Here is a 15,434-nt window from a genome sequence, read left to right as displayed (position 1 = left end):
AAAGGCCGACGGCCGGCGCAGTTTGCCGCTGACGTCGCATTGACACGTTAATTTTGGCGCTATCCTTGAGCCCAGCCCGCCGAACCGCGCGGGCCAGACTCCGGGGTATACAACCGTGCGACATCTAGTCTTGGCCGTCACCCTGCTGGGCCTCGCCGCCTGCAGCATGGATTCCGCCGATTCCGAACACACCGCCGCCGGCGTCGCCGCGCGCGGCGATGCGCCGTCCGCGGCGCCGCAGCCGCAACGCGCCCGGTCCGGTTCGCAGGCCGCGCGTTTCGTGCCGCAGCCGGCCCGCGCCGGTTACGCCAAGCTCGCCGACACCGGCGTGCTGCTGGGCTACGATCGCCGCGCCGCGATCCGCCGCGAAGGCGCCTACACCTCCTATCCGGTGGCGATCAGCGAAGAGCACGCGATGCGAGCGATCGCCGACGGCCGGATGACCGTGACCACGCCCGATGGCCGCAACCTGCAGCTGAACTACGAGCGCCACGTCGAACATCCCGACGGCAACTGGACCTGGGTCGGCCGTCTCGACGGCGCCGGCGTGGGCAACGAGGCCGTGATCACCTTCGGCGAGAAGGCGGTGTTCGGTGTGATTCCCGAAGGCGACGGCAACAACCTGCGCCTGACCATGGCGCAGGGCCGTTCCTGGTTCGTGTCCACCGACCGCAGCAAGCTGCCGGGCCTGCAGGATGCCGCCGGCGACGAGCCCGACTACCTCGTCGCCCCGTCCCTGGCCGGTGCGATCGCGGCCCGCAAGGCCGGCGGCCCCGCCGCGGCCGGCGCGCAGGCCGAGGGCGCCGTCGCTGCCGCCGGCACCACGGTCGACGTGCTGGTGGGCTACACCAACGGTCTGGCCACCTTCCTGGGCGGCCAGTCGCAGGCGGTCACCCGCCTCAACAACCTGGTCGACATCACCAACCAGGCCTACCTCAACAGCCAGGTGCCGGCCACGCTGCGCCTGGTCGGCAGCCTGCAGGTCAACTACGCCGACGCCACCGACAACGGCGACACCCTGGAGAAGCTGACCGGCTACAAGTCCGGCACCGGCACCATCCCGGTCGACCCGGCCTTCACCACCCTGCGTGCGACCCGCGATCAGGTCGGCGCCGACCTGGTGTCCGTGGTGCGCAAGTTCCGCACCCCCGAGAACGACGGCTGCGGCATCGCCTGGTTGCTCGGCGGCGGCGGCAGCGGCATCGACAACAGCGACGCGCCGTTCGGCTACTCGGTGGTCAGCGACGGTACCGACGTTAACGAGAACGACAACAAGACCTACTTCTGCCGCGAAGAAACCTTCGCCCACGAACTGGGCCACAACATGGGCCAGGCCCACAACCCGGAAGACAGCAGCGGCACCGGCGCGCACTCGTACTCCTACGGCTACCGCGAGGCGACCAACGACGGCTTCTACACCGTCATGGCCTACCGCCTGGCCAGCAGCAACCAGAGCGCGATCCGCTACTTCGGCAATCCCAACGTCAGCTTCCAGGGCCGTCCGACCGGCAGCGCCACCGCCGACAACGTGCGCAGCCTGGTCCAGACCATGCCGCTGATCGCCGCGTTCCGCGCCAACGTGATCCCGACCAACCCGACCCGCGCCGCCAACGACATGGACGGCAACGGCCGTTCCGATCTGGTGTGGTGGAACCAGGGCCTGGGCATCCTGGCGTACTGGAGCATGAACGGCGCGCAGATCGCCAACGGCTACAACCAGGGCCTGGGCGCCACGCTGACGCCGTCGACCATCGGCCGCTCCACCACCAGCGGCCGCGCCGACATCCTGATGCGGCGCACCTCCGACCGGATGATGTTCTCGTTCCAGTCGCAGCCGCAGGGCTTCGTCCAGTACAACGTCGGCAATTACGGCGACGGCTGGGTCGTGGCCGGCCAGGGCGACATCGACGGCGACGGCAAGGACGACATCTTCTGGCGCCATCCGGTGGCGGGCTATTTCGCCTACTGGCTGATGGACGGCCCGGTGTACAAGGGCGGCCAGACCTATACGCCGCCGCCGGAGTACCTGATCGCGGCGATCGCCGACTTCAACGCCGACGGCCGCGTCGACATCGTCTGGAACTCGCCGGGCGCGCGCACCATGTCGATGTGGATCAGCGTGGGCTCGGGCTTCTCGGTGTCGCAGATCGGCCAGTACGGCGCCGACTGGCGTCTGATCGGCGCAGCCGACGTCACCGGCGACGGCAAGGCCGACCTGTTGTGGCGCAACACCACCAACAACTACGTGGCCTACTGGCGCATGGACGGCGCGACCTACATGGGCTCCTACGCGCAGGGCACGCCGACCAACTACGTCTTCGCCACCAGCGGCGACTACAACGGCGACGGCTTCGCCGACCTGATTTGGCAGCGCCCCAGCGACCGCGGCCTGTTCCTGTGGACCAACGCCAGCGGCGCGTTCAACGAGTCGCAGATCGGCCAATACGGCGCGGACTGGACGCTGCAACCCTGAGTGCGGTCCACACGCCGCCCGCGCATCCGCGGCGGCGCGAAACGAAAAAGGCCGCCCTGGGGCGGCCTTTTTCTTGGCGTGCGCGTTGCGGCTTACAGCGCCTTTTCCAGCTCCGGCAGCAACTGGAACAGATCCCCCACCAGGCCGATGTCGGCGATCTCGAAGATCGGCGCGTCGCCGTCCTTGTTGATGGCCACGATGGTGCCGGCGTCCTTGATGCCGGTCAGGTGCTGGATCGCGCCGCTGATGCCCACCGCCACGTACAGCTCGGGGGCGATGATCTTGCCGGTCTGGCCGACCTGCAGCTCGTTGGGCACGTAGCCGGCGTCGACCGCCGCGCGCGAGGCGCCGACCGCCGCGCCGAGCTTGTCGGCGAAGTCGTAGATGATCTTGAAGTTCTCCTGCGAGCCCACGCCGCGGCCGCCGGAGACCACGCGCTTGGCGCTCTGCAGGTCGGGGCGGTCGGACTTGCCGGCGGCCAGGCCGATATAGCGGGTGTGGCTGGGCAGGGCGGCGTCGACCGAGGCGGCTTCGACCGTGGCGCTGCCACCCTTGCCCGCTTCCGGCCAGGACGCGGTGCGCACGGTGGCGACCACGGCGTGATCGGCCGGAGCCTCGACGGTGACGATGGCGTTGCCGGCGTAGATCGGGCGCTTGAAGGTGTGGCTGCCTTCCACGGCCATCACGTCCGAGACCTGGGCCACGCCCAGCAGCGCGGCCACGCAGGGCATCAGGTCCTTGCCGAAGGTGGTCGAGGGGCCGAACACGTGGCTGTAGCCGGCGGCCAGCGCGGCGATCTGAGGCGCCTGCACCTGGGCGATGGCGTTGGTGTTGGCGGCGTTGGCCACGGTCAGCACCTTGGCCACGCCGGCGATCTGCGCGGCCTCGGCGGCCACGGCGGCCGGGTCGGCGGCGAGCACGACCACGTCGATGGACTCGGGCTTGAGCGCCTGCGCGGCGGACACGCACTTGGCGGTGGACGCGTTGAGCTTGCCGTCCAGATGTTCGGCGACGATAAGAACCTTGCTCATCACAGCAGCCCCTTAGCCTTGAGTGCGGCGACCAGTTCGGCCGCGTCCTTGACCATCACGCCCTTGCTGCGCTTCGGCGGCGGGGCGTAATGGGTGGTCTTGAGCGTGTCGCCGACATCCACGCCGAGGTCGGCGAACTGCACGGTCTCCAGCGGCTTGCTCTTGGCCTTCATGATGTCGGGCAGCTTGATGAAGCGCGGTTCGTTCAGGCGCAGGTCGGTGGTGACCACGGCCGGCAGCTCGACTTCCAGCGTTTCCAGGCCGGCGTCGACTTCGCGGGTCACGGTGGCCTTGCCGTCGGCTACTTCGAGCTTGGAGGCGAAGGTGGCCTGCGGCCGGCCCCACAGCGTGGCCAGCATCTGGCCGGTCTGGTTGGCGTCGTCGTCGATGGCCTGCTTGCCCAGGATCACGATGTCCGGCTGTTCCTTCTCGATCAGCTTGAGCAGGGTGCGCGCGGCGGTCAGCGGCTGGATCGGCTGGTCGCTGACCACGTGGATGGCGCGGTTGGCGCCCATGGCCAGGCCGTTGCGCAGGTGCGCCTGGGCGTCGGCCGGGGCGATCGTGGCGACCACGACCTCGGTGGCCACGCCCTTGTCGCGCAGGCGCAGCGCTTCTTCCAGGGCGATTTCGTCGAAGGGATTGGCCGACAGCTTGACGCCATCGGTGACCACGCCGGAGCCATCCGGCTTGACCTGAATGCGGACGTTGTAGTCCACCACGCGCTTATAGCCGACGAGGATCTTCATCGTGCGGGGGTTCCTTGGGAATGCCCTAGTGGGGGTGCGCGGCCCGGGGGCCGAGAACCGCCAATTCTAGCGGAGACCGTCGCGCGGCGCAGGCCGGCACGATACCGGAGACGGCAGGCAGGCGCGGGCTAAATGCCGTCAGTGTGCTGGCAACGTGCTTGGATCCGTGCCTAAGGGCTCAATCCGGTACGGTCAGGGTCTGGCGGCCGTGCCAGCGCTCGCCGGGGCCCAATCGCAGCGGCTGCGCCGCGGCGGCGGCCTCCACGCAGACGAAGCGCTCGTGCTCGCGGGGCCCCAGGTCGGCCAACTCGACGGCCAACGCCGGCCCCGGGTTCCAGACGACGGTGTCGGGGAAGCCCTCGGCGTCGATGCGCAGGCGGCGGCCGTCGTCGTCGAGCGCCAGGCCGCCGGCCGCGCCGGGGTAGAGGCGGTCGAGTTCGCCGGCGAAGGCCAGGGCCGCTTCGGTTTGGGTCGCGCGCGTGCCGCCGCGGGCCGCGTCGTAATAGGCGCGCCCGCCCAGGCCGTGCAGATGGGAGCCTGCCAGCGCATCCACCGCCAGATAGGTGTGCAGGGCAGCGGTGAACGCGAAGGCGTCATCGCCGGTGTTGGCCACGTCCAGGCCGACGCTCAGGGCGCGCGCCTGCAGCGACACCGTCAGTTCGAGCTCGAAGCCGTGCGGCCACAGGGCGCGCGTGGCGTCGTCGTCGCGCAGGCGCCAGCGGCCCTCGCCGGCCGGGGTCCAGGCGCGCACGCGGGCGAAACCGTGGCGCGGGCCGGGGCCGCGGTCGCCGAATTGGGGAAAGATCACCGGCACGCCGCCGCGGATGGCCTGACCGGAGGCGTGGCGGGCGCGCGGGCTCAGGTACAGGCGCTCGTGGCCGGCGCAGACCCAGGACAGCAACTGGCCGCCGTGGGCGCAAACGCGCGCGGTGGCGCCATCCGGGCCCTGCAGTTCGACGATGTCGCTCATGCGATCCGCGCCGTCCTGCGCACAAGCCGGGTGACTGCGGCCTGAGCGGTGGCGCCGGCCGGCCTGGCCCGAAGCCGGCGGTGCGCGGCCCCGATCCGGTACCCTTCACGGCGTAATCCCCATGCGGAGTCGAAATGTTGCACCCGGTCATCCTCAGCGGCGGTAGCGGTACCCGATTGTGGCCGCTTTCGCGACAGAACCAACCCAAGCAGTTCCTGTCGCTGATCGGGGACCACTCGCTGTTCCAGGAAACCGTGCTGCGCGCCAACGCCCTGCCCGACGCGCAGCCGCCGATCACGGTCTGCGCCGACGATCACCGCTTCATGGTCGGCGAGCAGTTGCAGGCCATCGGCGTGCGCAGCGGCGGCATCCTGCTGGAACCGGTGGCGCGCAGCACCGCGCCGGCGATCGCCGCCGCCGCCCTGCACGCGCTGGCCGGCGACCCGGACGCGCTGCTGCTGGTGATGCCGGCCGATCACCTGATCGAGGACGAGGCCGCGTTCCGCGAAGCCGTGTCCGCCGCGCGCCGGCTCGGCGACGAGCACTGGCTGGTCGCGTTCGGCATCCGCCCCGACTACGCCGAAACCGGCTACGGCTACATCCTGCGCGGCGCGGCGCTGGGCGAGGACAGCTACCGCATCGAGCGCTTCGTCGAAAAGCCCGACCTGGCCACCGCGCAGCGCTACCTGGACGAGGGCACCTACGCCTGGAACTCGGGCATGTTCCTGTTCCGCGCGCGCAGCTACCTGGACGAACTGGCGCAACGCGCGCCGGCGATCCACGCCGCCGCGCGCGCGGCCTTCGACGCCGCCCACGCCGACCTGGATTTCCTGCGCCTGGACGCCGATGCCTTCGCCGCCAGTCCCAGCGATTCGATCGACTACGCGGTGATGGAGAAGACCGACCGCGCCGCGGTGGTGCCGGTAAGCTGCGGCTGGAGCGACATCGGTTCCTGGTCGTCGCTGTGGTCGGTGGCGCAGCGCGACGCCGACGGCAACCGCCACGAAGGCGACGTGATCTCGGTCGACACCCGCGACAGCCTGGTGCGCGCCTCCGACCGGCGCATGATCGCCACCCTCGGCGTCGAGGACCTGGTGATCGTGGACACCGCCGACGCGACCCTGGTGGCGCGCAAGGACCGCGTGCAGGACGTCAAGATCATCGTCGATCAGCTCAAGGCCGCCGGCCGCACCGAGCACCTGTTCCACCGCAAGGTCTACCGCCCCTGGGGCAGCTACGACTCCATCGGCGTGGGTCCGCGTTTCCAGGTCAAGAAGATCGTGGTCAAGCCCGGCGCCGCGCTGAGCCTGCAGAAGCACGAGCACCGCGCCGAACACTGGATCGTGGTTTCGGGCGTGGCCGAGGTCACCTGCGACGAACGCGTGTTCGAACTGCGCGAGAACGAGAGCACCTACATCCCGCGCGGCAGCGTGCACCGCCTGCGCAACCGCGGCAGCGAGCCGGTGGAACTGATCGAGGTGCAGTCCGGCGGTTACCTGGGCGAGGACGATATCGTCCGGCTCGAGGATGTGTACGGGCGCAGTTGACCCCAGCTCAGTGGCGCGGCGAATTTGTCCGGTGCGCCACCGTTTTCGCGTCAAACATATGTTCGGCTTGCGCGCTTCTTGCGCGCCCGGCCTACCGTTCATCGCCGATCGCTTGTCAAGCCTCCCGCGCTGGGTTAATCCAAGCGCGGGGGATCCGATACGGGCGAACGCGAATTCGTGCAGATCTGAGCGGTACTGACGAATCCCATCCCTGGTCGGTCATGGACGACAACGCTGCCAGCATAGGGGAAGGCTATGGACGGCCGTCGGCATATCGCCGCTATTCGCGCTTTACTATGGATCCTGCTGCCTTGCGCCCTGTTGGGGTGCGCGACGTCGATACATCGCAGCTCGACGCCTTGGGGTAATCGGGCGCACATCCTCAGCATCGACGCGAAGCAACGCAACGTAATCAGCGCGATGGGTCAGCCCGTCGATGGCAAGACTTATCGCCGCTTTTGTTCGGAGCCACCGCCGGATGTGTTCACGGCCTTGGCTACCAGCCTTTCGGCGGGGGCCGAAGCCACGTTCTCGGCCGACAAAGCCCAGGCGCTGAGCGGGGAGATCAAACACGCCCTGTCGGAAAATGCAGCGACCATCGAGCGCACTCAGACGATCAACATCCTGCGCGAGGCGATGTTCCGCAATTGCGAGCGCTATCTCAGCGGTGCGGTCAGTACCGACGAGTTCATCGTGCAGGCCGCGCGCGATCAGCGTGCGATGGTGCATATCCTGGCGATCGAACAGATCACCGGCGTGGCCCGCGCGCAGTCCACCGCCTTGACCACGCTGGCCAAGGCCACCGACGCGGGCACCACGGAAGAAACCATCAAGCTGCTCGATGGCGCGCGTCAGCGCGAGGCCGATGCCAAGAAGGCCAGCGCGGCCGCGGCCAAGGCAGCATTCGATCAGGCGCCCGAAGGCGAATGCGCGAGCGCGCCGAAAGCCGCCAGCGGAGCCGTCACCGATGCGCAGATCAAGGAAAAGAAGGCCAAATGCGATGCGGCCGATGGTGCGGCTGCTGCGCACAAGGAAGCTGCCGCATATCAGGCAACGTTAGCGACAGCGTTGCAGCGGCAGGGCGAGGCCTTGGTGGCCGCGTGGGGTGCGGCGAGTTCGGCGCATAACAACGCGCCGGCGGCGGGTAGGGAGATCGCGCAGACGGTGCTGGAGATCGTGCGTCAGAGCGATGACTTCAACGAGATCGAGATGACCTGCGTGGTTCGTCTTCGCAACGGCCTGAAGATAGGAGACGGGGACAAGGAGTTCTACGATGCATGCCTGGGCCTGGTTAAACAGCTGGCGCAGACGCAGAGAGCTAAGGCCGAAAGCGAGGAGGCGGAATACAACGCTTTGGTGTCGAAGTTTCAATCGGCCTATCAAAAAGGCATAGCTGATCAAAGCGACATGCTTTGGGCCTACTTTGGGCAGGGTAGTAAGCTCGACGCGGTGAGGTTGGATGCGCTGGCGGCAAAGGCCGGGGTGCCGCTTGCGCACACCGATCGGCTTGATTTCCTAGCTGTCAAAAGCTTGTCCGACATGAGGGTGGTGGTGGCGAAATTGACCACATCAGAGGCAAATCGTCTCGCAGAAGCGACTCGATAATCTTTTGCTAGGGGGCAGCAATGTCCAGGATCATGATTTTCACTGGAAAAAAGGAACAAGTAAGAGCAAAAGAAAATGCTCTTGAGCACGCTGGGGTCGAGTTCAAGGTGTTGCTGCGACGTGGGCCATACGACAAGCTGCAGGCTGAAAAGCTCAACGATAATCCGCAAGATTGGACGGCCACCGATGACGACACCTGCTGCGCTGTCCTGGAGGTTTCCTAGGATGTGGCGCTGATTTTTATGGCCCGCTGCAGCACCGCCACGAACCGGTCGGCGCTGCCTTCGCCGTGCGGGAAGAACAGCGAGGGTTCGCACAACTCCAGCTCCAGCAGGCGCGGCGCGCCGTCGCTGTCGCGGATGAGGTCGACGCGCGCATAGGGCAGCGGTGCGTCCAGGTTCAGCGCGGCCGCGGCGGCTTCCAGCACGCGCTGGGCCAGCGTGCGTTCGTCGTCGCCGGGTTCGCGCGCCACGATCTGCTCCGGCGCGAACAGCGCCTCGGTGGCGCCGTCGTCGGGGCGCAGCAGGGCGCCTTTGCGAATGGCATGGCTGTAGACGCCGTCGAAGTAGAGCAGCGCGGTTTCGCCATCTCGGTCGACCGAGGCCAGGTACGGCTGCAGCAGCACGCTGCGACCGGCGTCGAGCAGGCGCGCGATGTGGTTGGCGGCGGCGAATTCCTGCGCGCGCGAATAACGCTGGGTGTCGCGCGAGCCGGCGCTGACGGTGGGCTTGACCACGTATTCGGCGGCGTCGGCGTGCGTAGCCAGGAAGGCCTGCAGCGCGGGCAACGGTTCCTCGCCTTCGGGTTCGACGAAGGCGCTGGGCACCACCGGTACGCCGCGCGCGGCCAGGTCGGCCAGATAATGCTTGTCGGTGTTCCAGCGCACCACCGCCAGTGGATTGAGCAGGCGCGATTGCGCGTCCACGCGCGCGCACCAGTCCAGGAACTCCGGCAACCGCTGGGTGTAGTCCCAGGGCGAACGCAGCAGTACGGCGTCGTATCGTGACCAGGCCACGGTGGGGTCGTCCCAGGCGCGCACGTCCGCCGACAGCCCGGCGCGTGCGCAGGCGTCGAGCAGCGGCACCATATCGGTGTCGGTTCCGGTGGCGGCGATGGCGGTGGCGAGGGCGAGTCGGCTCATACGCCGAGTCTAGCCGCGGCGCGTGTCGGGAAACGAGCGGGCCATTGCACCAATGGCCGGTGGGGCCCTGCCGCCCGGCACGGTAAACTGTGCCGGTCCCCGACAGGAGTTCCCCCATGGCTCAGGCCATTGCCGCGACGCGCAGCGCCGGCGCCGCGAAGAACAAGGTGTTTCCCAATGCCGACGAGGCCCTGCGCGGCCTGGTCGCCGACGGCCAGACCCTGGCCGTGGGCGGCTTCGGCCTGTGCGGCATCCCCGAGGCGCTGATCGCCGCATTGCGCGACAGCGGCGTCAAGGGCCTGACCGCGATCTCCAACAACGCCGGCGTCGACGGTTTCGGCCTGGGCCTGCTGCTGACCACGCGCCAGATCAAGAAGATGATTTCGTCCTACGTGGGCGAGAACAAGGAGTTCGAGCGCCAGTTCCTGTCCGGCGAACTCGAACTGGAATTCAACCCGCAGGGCACCCTGGCCGAACGCCTGCGTGCTGGCGGCGCGGGCATCCCGGCGTTCTACACCCGCACCGGCTACGGCACCGTAGTGGCCGACGGCAAGGAGACGCGCGAGTTCGACGGCCACCACTACGTGATGGAAACCGCGCTCAAGGCCGACGTGTCGCTGGTCAAGGCCTGGAAGGCCGACAAGGCCGGCAACCTGGTGTTCCGCAAGACCGCGCGCAACTTCAATCCCGCCTGCGCGATGGCCGGCAAGGTCTGCGTGGCCGAGGTCGAGCAAATCGTCGAAGTCGGCCAGATCGATCCCGACCACGTGCACCTGCCAGGCATCTACGTCGACCGCATCGTGCTCAATGCCGCGCCCGAAAAGCGCATCGAACAGCGCACCGTGCGCGCCTGACGCGCTGACGCGCGAACACTTACCAAGGAATTCGACATGGCTTGGACCCGCGATCAAATGGCGCAGCGCGCCGCGCAGGAACTCACCGACGGCGCCTACGTCAACCTCGGCATCGGCCTGCCGACGCTGGTGGCCAACTTCATCCCCGAGGGCATGGACGTGTGGCTGCAGTCCGAGAACGGCCTGCTCGGCATCGGCCCGTTCCCGACCGAGGACGAGGTCGACGCCGACCTCATCAACGCCGGCAAGCAGACCGTGACCGCGCGCGACGGCGCCAGCTATTTCGGCAGCCACGACAGCTTCGCGATGATCCGCGGCGGCCACATCGACCTGGCCATCCTGGGCGCCATGCAGGTCACCGACAAGGGCGACCTGGCCAACTGGATGGTGCCCGGCAAGATGGTCAAGGGCATGGGCGGCGCCATGGACCTGGTGGCCGGCGTCAAGCGCGTGGTGGTGCTGATGGAGCACAGCGCCAAGAACGGCGAGCACAAAATCCTGCCCGAGTGCACCCTGCCGCTGACCGGCCTGGGCGTGGTCAACCGCATCATCACCGAGCTGGCGGTGATGGACGTCACCGCCGACGGCCTGGTGCTGGTGGAAATCGCGCCGGACGTGAGCGAGGACGAACTGCGCGAGAAGACCGGCGTGGCGTTCAAGCGCGCCTGAGCGGCAGCGTCTCAGCAAAAAAAGCCGCCTTCGGGCGGCTTTTTTTGCGCGGTTGTGGCGCGCTGTTACAGATTCTGGTAATTCGGCCCCGAGCCGCCTTCCGGCGTGACCCAGGTGATGATCTCGTAGGGGTCCTTGATGTCGCAGGTCTTGCAGTGCACGCAGTTGGCGGCGTTGATCTGCAGGCGCTTGCCTTCGGCGTCCTCGACGATCTCGTACACGCCGGCCGGGCAGAAGCGGGTGCAGGGGTTGTCGTATTCCTCGGCGCAGCGGGTCACGCAGACCGAGGTGTCGGCCACCTTCAGGTGCGCGGGCTGGTCTTCGTCGTGCTCGGTGGCGGCGAAGTAGACGCCGGCCAGGCGGTCGCGCGGGGCGAGCGTGCGTTCGCTGTAGTCGCGCTTGGGGCTTTCGGCGTCCTTGAGCTTGTCCAGCGAGGACCAGTCGGCCTTGTTCTTCAGCGTCCACGGCGACAGGCCGCCGGTGACGGTTTCCCAGGCGGCGTTGAGCATGCCCCACCACAGGCCGCGCTTGAAGCCGGGCTTGATGTTGCGCACCTTCTTCAGTTCGTCCATCGCCGGCGAGGCGCGCAGCTTGGCGTCGAAGCCTTCCGGCGCGAGCTCGGAGGCGGCCAGGTGCTCGGCGGCGAGCATGCCGCTACGGATCGCCTGGTGGGTGCCCTTGATCTTGGGCACGTTGAGCAGGCCGGCGGTGTCGCCGATCAACAAGGCGCCGGGCATCTCGACCTTGGGCAGCGACTGCCAGCCGCCGGTGACGATGGCGCGCGCGCCGGCCGAGACCAGGTTGCCGCCGTCCAGCAGCGGCTTGACCATGGGGTGGTTCTTCCACTGCTGGAACGCTTCCCAGGGCTTGTACTCGGGGTCGGCGTAGTCCAGGCCGCTGACGTAGCCCAGGGCGATGCGGCCCTTGTCCAGGTGATAGAGGAAGCTGCCGCCGTAGATGCGGCTGTCGGCCGGCCAGCCGAAGCTGTGCACGATCTTGCCGGGCGTGACCCGGTCTTCCGGCACCTGCCACAGTTCCTTGATGCCGATCGAATAGCCCTGCGGATCGCTGTTCGCGTCCAGGCCGAAGCGCTTGATCAGGCGCTTGGTCAGGTGGCCGCGCGCGCCTTCGGCGAACACGGTGACCTTGGCGCGGATGTCGATGCCGGCGGTGTAGCCGGGCTTGTGCGATCCGTCCTTGGCCACGCCCATGTCGCCGATGCGCACGCCCAGCACGCGGCCGTCGGCGTCGTGCAAGGTTTCGGACGCGGCGAAGCCGGGGTAGATCTCCACGCCCAGCGCTTCGGCCTGCGGCGCCAGCCAGGCGCACATGGCGCCCAGGCTTACGATCACGTTGCCTTTGTTGTGCATGCCCGGCGGCAGCGGCAGCTTGCGTCCGCCGGTCTTGGACAGCAGCCAGAACTCGTCCTCGGTCGCGGGCACGCAGATCGGCGGCGGGTTGTCGCGCCAGTTCGGCAGCAGCGCGTCCAGCGGGCCGGTCTCGATGACCGCGCCGGACAGGATGTGCGCGCCGATGGTGCTGGACTTTTCGATCACGCAGACCGAAATGTCGGGGTTGAGCTGCTTCAGGCGGATCGCGAACGACAGGCCGGCCGGACCGGCACCGACGGTGACGACGTCGTACTCCATGACGTCGCGCTCGACCTCGGCGGGGTGGGGGCTGTGTTCGCTCATGCTGGCTCTCCGCTTGCTGAGGCCGAATTGTCGCGGGTTTGCGCCGCCGACTCAAAGCCGGGCGGCGCCGGTATGCTCGGCGACGGCGCCTCAGAGCCCGCGCATGACCTCAACCGCCACCCCGATCACGCCCACCCCCGGCCGCGCGGCCGGCGCGGCACGGCTGTTCCTGGCGGAGGTCGACCCGGCGCACGATCCGCTGTACGAGGCGCAGCTGGGTCTGCTGGACGCGCAGGAGCGCGCGCGGCTGGAACGGCTGCGGCTGCCCGAGGTGCGCCGCGAGGCGCTGGTGGCGCGCTTGCTGGTGCGCCACGCGCTGTCGGCCTGCGTGCCGCGTGCGCCGCAGGACTGGCGCTACGCGCGCGGGCCGTATGGCGCGCCGCGCGCGCTGGACGCCGGGGGCTGGGGTTTCAGCCTGTCGCACTGCGCCGGCCGGGTCGGCTGCCTGGTCGCGCCCGGCGGCCGCGCGGGCTTGGATCTGGAGCGGCGCGGCAGCGACACCTCCGAGCTTTGGCAGGGCCCGAGCCTGGACCCGCGCGAACGTGAGGCGCTGCTGGCGCTGCCGCAGGCGCAGCGCGGCGATGCGTTCCTGCGCCATTGGACACTGAAGGAGGCCTGCGCCAAGGCCGGCGGCCGCGGTCTGCGGCTGCCGCTGCGGCGGTTGGCGTTCGCGTTCGACGGCGAGGGTGGGACGCCGCGTTGGCTGGGCGAGCGAGCGGCCGCGCCGGCGTGGCGGTTCTGGAGTTTTCGCCTGGATGTGGACTATGTGGGCGCGATCGCGCTGCGGCGGCGGCGCGTGGCGGCGGATACGGTTGCGGTCGAGCGGGTGGCGGCGTTGCCGTATGCGGGGGTGGATTTGGGGCGGGTGTTGCGGGTTGGGGAAGCAACGGCAACAGCAACAGCAACAGCAAATCCCCCCTAGCCCCCCTTTTTCAAAGGGGGGAACAGATGCGAAGGGGGCGGATAGCGATAGACATGAGCGATGTGCCGCTCTTTAGCCCCCTTAGAAAAAGGGGGCGGGCGTCCGCGCAGCGGACGACGGGGGATTTGCTTTTGCTGTTGCTTCCCAGCCTCAGCGCCGCGCCGCCGGCCGCGAATGCTCGCTGCGCTCGTGCTCGTTGCCGCTGCTCAGGATCCAGCCGCCCATGTCGCGGGTCAGCGCCGACAGCGCGCCGTCGAAGGCGTTCACCACGTCGGGCACCGCGGTGCTGGTCGCGCGTTGGCGCTGGACGAAGGTGCGCGCGGCGGCGATGCGCTGGTCGCTGCTGTGCAGCAGCTTGGCGCTGACCTCGATGGTGGCCGAAGGCAGTTCCTCGCCGGCGTAGTCGGATTCGAAACGGCGCAGGTCCAGCACCAGCTTATAGTCGGCGGCGATGCCGCTGCCCTGGCGCGCGACCGCGCCGATCCGGCCGGAATCCTCCAGCGCGCGCAGCAGCGCGTCCTGCAGCATCTCGCCCGGCGGCTTGGCCCAGTTGGCGCCCTTGTAGACCTGCAGCTCGTTGGGCGTGGGCCGTACCGCGATGCGCAGGCTGTCGATCATGCGCGCGGCGCTGGGCGGGGTCAGCGACAGCTGCCAGCTCGCCTGCGGCCAGGACGGATCGGCCTGCACGCGCGGGTCCGGCGCGTAGATGGTGGAGCGTTCCTTGGGCTTGTCGCCCAGCAGCGAGCAACCGGCCAGGGCCAGCAGCAGCGCGGCGCCGAGCAGGCGGCGGGGGGCGAGGGGGCGCGTGGTCATTGCGGCTCGAACTCCTTCTGGGCGTCGCGGCCGAGCAGGTAACGGGTCGGGTTGCTTTCCAGGCGGTCGCTGATGCGGCGTAGGTCGCGCACCAGCACGCGCAGCTCGGACAGCGTCGGGCCGAGCTGGGCCAGACCGTCGTTGGCGAAACTGTTGATCGCCGCGCGGTTGTCGTTGAGCAGGTTGTTGGCGCCGTTGGCGGCCGAGTCAAGCCGGCCCAGGGTGCTGTCGAGCTTGGCGATCAGGCCCGGCAGCTTGGCCACCAGTTCGCGGTCCACGCTCTTCACCGCCTGGTCGGTGGTGGCCAGGGTGGCCGACAGCTGTTCGCTGGACTTGCGCGCGTTGACGATCAGCGCGCGCAGGTCCTCGCGCTGGTCGGCGATGGAGCCGGTCATGGCTTCGATGTTGCTGAGCGTGTTCGACACCCGCTTCACGTTCTCGTCGCTGAGCACCTGGTCCAGGCGCGCGACCAGGCGGTTGGCGGTGTCGGCGATGTTCTGCAGCGCCGAGGCCTCGGTCTGGATCACCGGAATCTCGCGCCGGTCGACGTCGGCCAGCGCCGGGCTGCCGGGGCTGCCGCCGGTGAGCTGGATGATCGGGCTGCCGGTGATGCCGGTCATCGACAGCTTGGCGCGGGTGTCGGCCTTGATCGGCGCGTCGGCCTGCAGGCGCAGCTGCGCGATCACCCGGCGCGGGTCGTCCGGCGCCAGCCGCAGCGCCTGCACCGTGCCCAGCGAGATGCCGTTGTATTGCACGCTGCTGCCTTCGGACAGGCCGGTGACCGGCTCGTTGAAGATCACCGCGTACTCGCGCCAGCTCTTCTCCGAGGAGTACTTGGCGGCCCACAGCGCGAACAGCAGCAGGAACAGCGTCACGATGATCGTGAACGCACCGATGAGGACGTAATTGGCCTTGGTTTCCATCAGGCACCTGCAACGGGGAACGCCGGGGGGCGGATCGTGACGGTCA

At 68.7% G+C, this 15,434-nt stretch carries 14 protein-coding genes; 7 read left to right on the top strand and 7 right to left on the bottom strand.

What is annotated here, in order from left to right:
- The first annotated feature begins 130 nt into the window (after nucleotides 1–130).
- The gene (locus tag DX914_RS12695) at nucleotides 131–2,473 is read left to right on the top strand and encodes a reprolysin-like metallopeptidase (RefSeq protein ID WP_115859492.1); all 2,343 of its coding nucleotides are present in this window, start codon (nucleotides 131–133) and stop codon (nucleotides 2,471–2,473) included.
- Nucleotides 2,474–2,565: 92 nt separating this feature from the next.
- Here DX914_RS12695 and DX914_RS12690 read toward each other — a convergent pair whose 3' ends face one another.
- From DX914_RS12690 to DX914_RS12680, 3 genes are all read right to left on the bottom strand, one after another.
- Nucleotides 2,566–3,504, bottom strand: a complete 939-nt coding sequence (locus DX914_RS12690) for an electron transfer flavoprotein subunit alpha/FixB family protein (RefSeq protein WP_115859491.1) — start codon at nucleotides 3,502–3,504, stop codon at nucleotides 2,566–2,568.
- Nucleotides 3,504–4,250: an electron transfer flavoprotein subunit beta/FixA family protein gene (locus tag DX914_RS12685; RefSeq protein WP_115859490.1), complete on the bottom strand. Its 747-nt coding sequence runs from the start codon at nucleotides 4,248–4,250 to the stop codon at nucleotides 3,504–3,506. The genes DX914_RS12690 and DX914_RS12685 overlap by 1 nt, the downstream gene beginning before the upstream one ends.
- 178 nt (nucleotides 4,251–4,428) lie before the next feature.
- Nucleotides 4,429–5,220, bottom strand: coding sequence for a D-hexose-6-phosphate mutarotase (locus DX914_RS12680; RefSeq protein WP_115859489.1), 792 nt, complete (start codon nucleotides 5,218–5,220; stop codon nucleotides 4,429–4,431).
- A gap of 134 nt (nucleotides 5,221–5,354) precedes the next feature.
- On the opposite strand from DX914_RS12680, the gene DX914_RS12675 reads away from it, so the two are divergent.
- From DX914_RS12675 to DX914_RS20035, 3 genes are all read left to right on the top strand, one after another.
- Entirely contained in the window at nucleotides 5,355–6,767 is a 1,413-nt protein-coding gene (locus tag DX914_RS12675; RefSeq protein WP_115859488.1) for a mannose-1-phosphate guanylyltransferase/mannose-6-phosphate isomerase, read from the top strand.
- A 255-nt stretch (nucleotides 6,768–7,022) separates the two neighbouring features.
- Nucleotides 7,023–8,372, top strand: a complete 1,350-nt coding sequence (locus tag DX914_RS12670) for a hypothetical protein (protein ID WP_147300662.1) — start codon at nucleotides 7,023–7,025, stop codon at nucleotides 8,370–8,372.
- A 20-nt stretch (nucleotides 8,373–8,392) separates the two neighbouring features.
- Nucleotides 8,393–8,596, top strand: a complete 204-nt coding sequence (locus DX914_RS20035) for a hypothetical protein (protein WP_147300661.1) — start codon at nucleotides 8,393–8,395, stop codon at nucleotides 8,594–8,596.
- On the opposite strand, the gene DX914_RS12665 is transcribed toward DX914_RS20035, so the two are convergent.
- Entirely contained in the window at nucleotides 8,593–9,513 is a 921-nt protein-coding gene (locus tag DX914_RS12665) for an ATP-grasp domain-containing protein (RefSeq protein ID WP_115859486.1), read from the bottom strand. The two genes, DX914_RS20035 and DX914_RS12665, sit on opposite strands and share 4 nt — an antisense overlap.
- Nucleotides 9,514–9,629: 116 nt before the next feature.
- On the opposite strand from DX914_RS12665, the gene DX914_RS12660 reads away from it, so the two are divergent.
- On the top strand, nucleotides 9,630–10,367 hold the full coding sequence (locus tag DX914_RS12660; protein WP_115859485.1) for a CoA transferase subunit A: 738 nt from the start codon (nucleotides 9,630–9,632) through the stop codon (nucleotides 10,365–10,367).
- A gap of 36 nt (nucleotides 10,368–10,403) precedes the next feature.
- A complete protein-coding gene (locus tag DX914_RS12655; protein ID WP_115859484.1) occupies nucleotides 10,404–11,036 on the top strand; it encodes a CoA transferase subunit B in 633 nt (210 codons plus the stop codon).
- Between the two features lie 65 nt (nucleotides 11,037–11,101).
- On the opposite strand, the gene DX914_RS12650 is transcribed toward DX914_RS12655, so the two are convergent.
- Nucleotides 11,102–12,730, bottom strand: a complete 1,629-nt coding sequence (locus tag DX914_RS12650) for an electron transfer flavoprotein-ubiquinone oxidoreductase (protein WP_115859483.1) — start codon at nucleotides 12,728–12,730, stop codon at nucleotides 11,102–11,104.
- Nucleotides 12,731–12,833: 103 nt separating this feature from the next.
- Here DX914_RS12650 and DX914_RS12645 point away from each other — a divergent pair, with 103 nt between their 5' ends.
- Entirely contained in the window at nucleotides 12,834–13,652 is an 819-nt protein-coding gene (locus tag DX914_RS12645) for a 4'-phosphopantetheinyl transferase family protein (protein WP_115859482.1), read from the top strand.
- Between the two features lie 150 nt (nucleotides 13,653–13,802).
- Here DX914_RS12645 and DX914_RS12640 read toward each other — a convergent pair whose 3' ends face one another.
- Together DX914_RS12640 and DX914_RS12635 are read right to left on the bottom strand one after the other, a co-directional pair.
- Complete coding sequence (locus DX914_RS12640) at nucleotides 13,803–14,465, bottom strand: ABC-type transport auxiliary lipoprotein family protein (protein ID WP_115859481.1); 663 nt, start codon at nucleotides 14,463–14,465, stop codon at nucleotides 13,803–13,805.
- Nucleotides 14,462–15,388, bottom strand: a complete 927-nt coding sequence (locus DX914_RS12635) for an MlaD family protein (protein ID WP_115859480.1) — start codon at nucleotides 15,386–15,388, stop codon at nucleotides 14,462–14,464. The genes DX914_RS12640 and DX914_RS12635 overlap by 4 nt, the downstream gene beginning before the upstream one ends.
- Between the last annotated feature and the right edge of the window lie 46 nt (nucleotides 15,389–15,434).

The sequence above is a fragment of the Lysobacter silvisoli genome (genome assembly GCF_003382365.1).
Classification (GTDB): Bacteria; Pseudomonadota; Gammaproteobacteria; order Xanthomonadales; family Xanthomonadaceae; genus Lysobacter; species Lysobacter silvisoli.
Note: the sequence above shows the minus strand (reverse complement) of the source record. Positions and strands in the feature narration are given on the sequence as shown.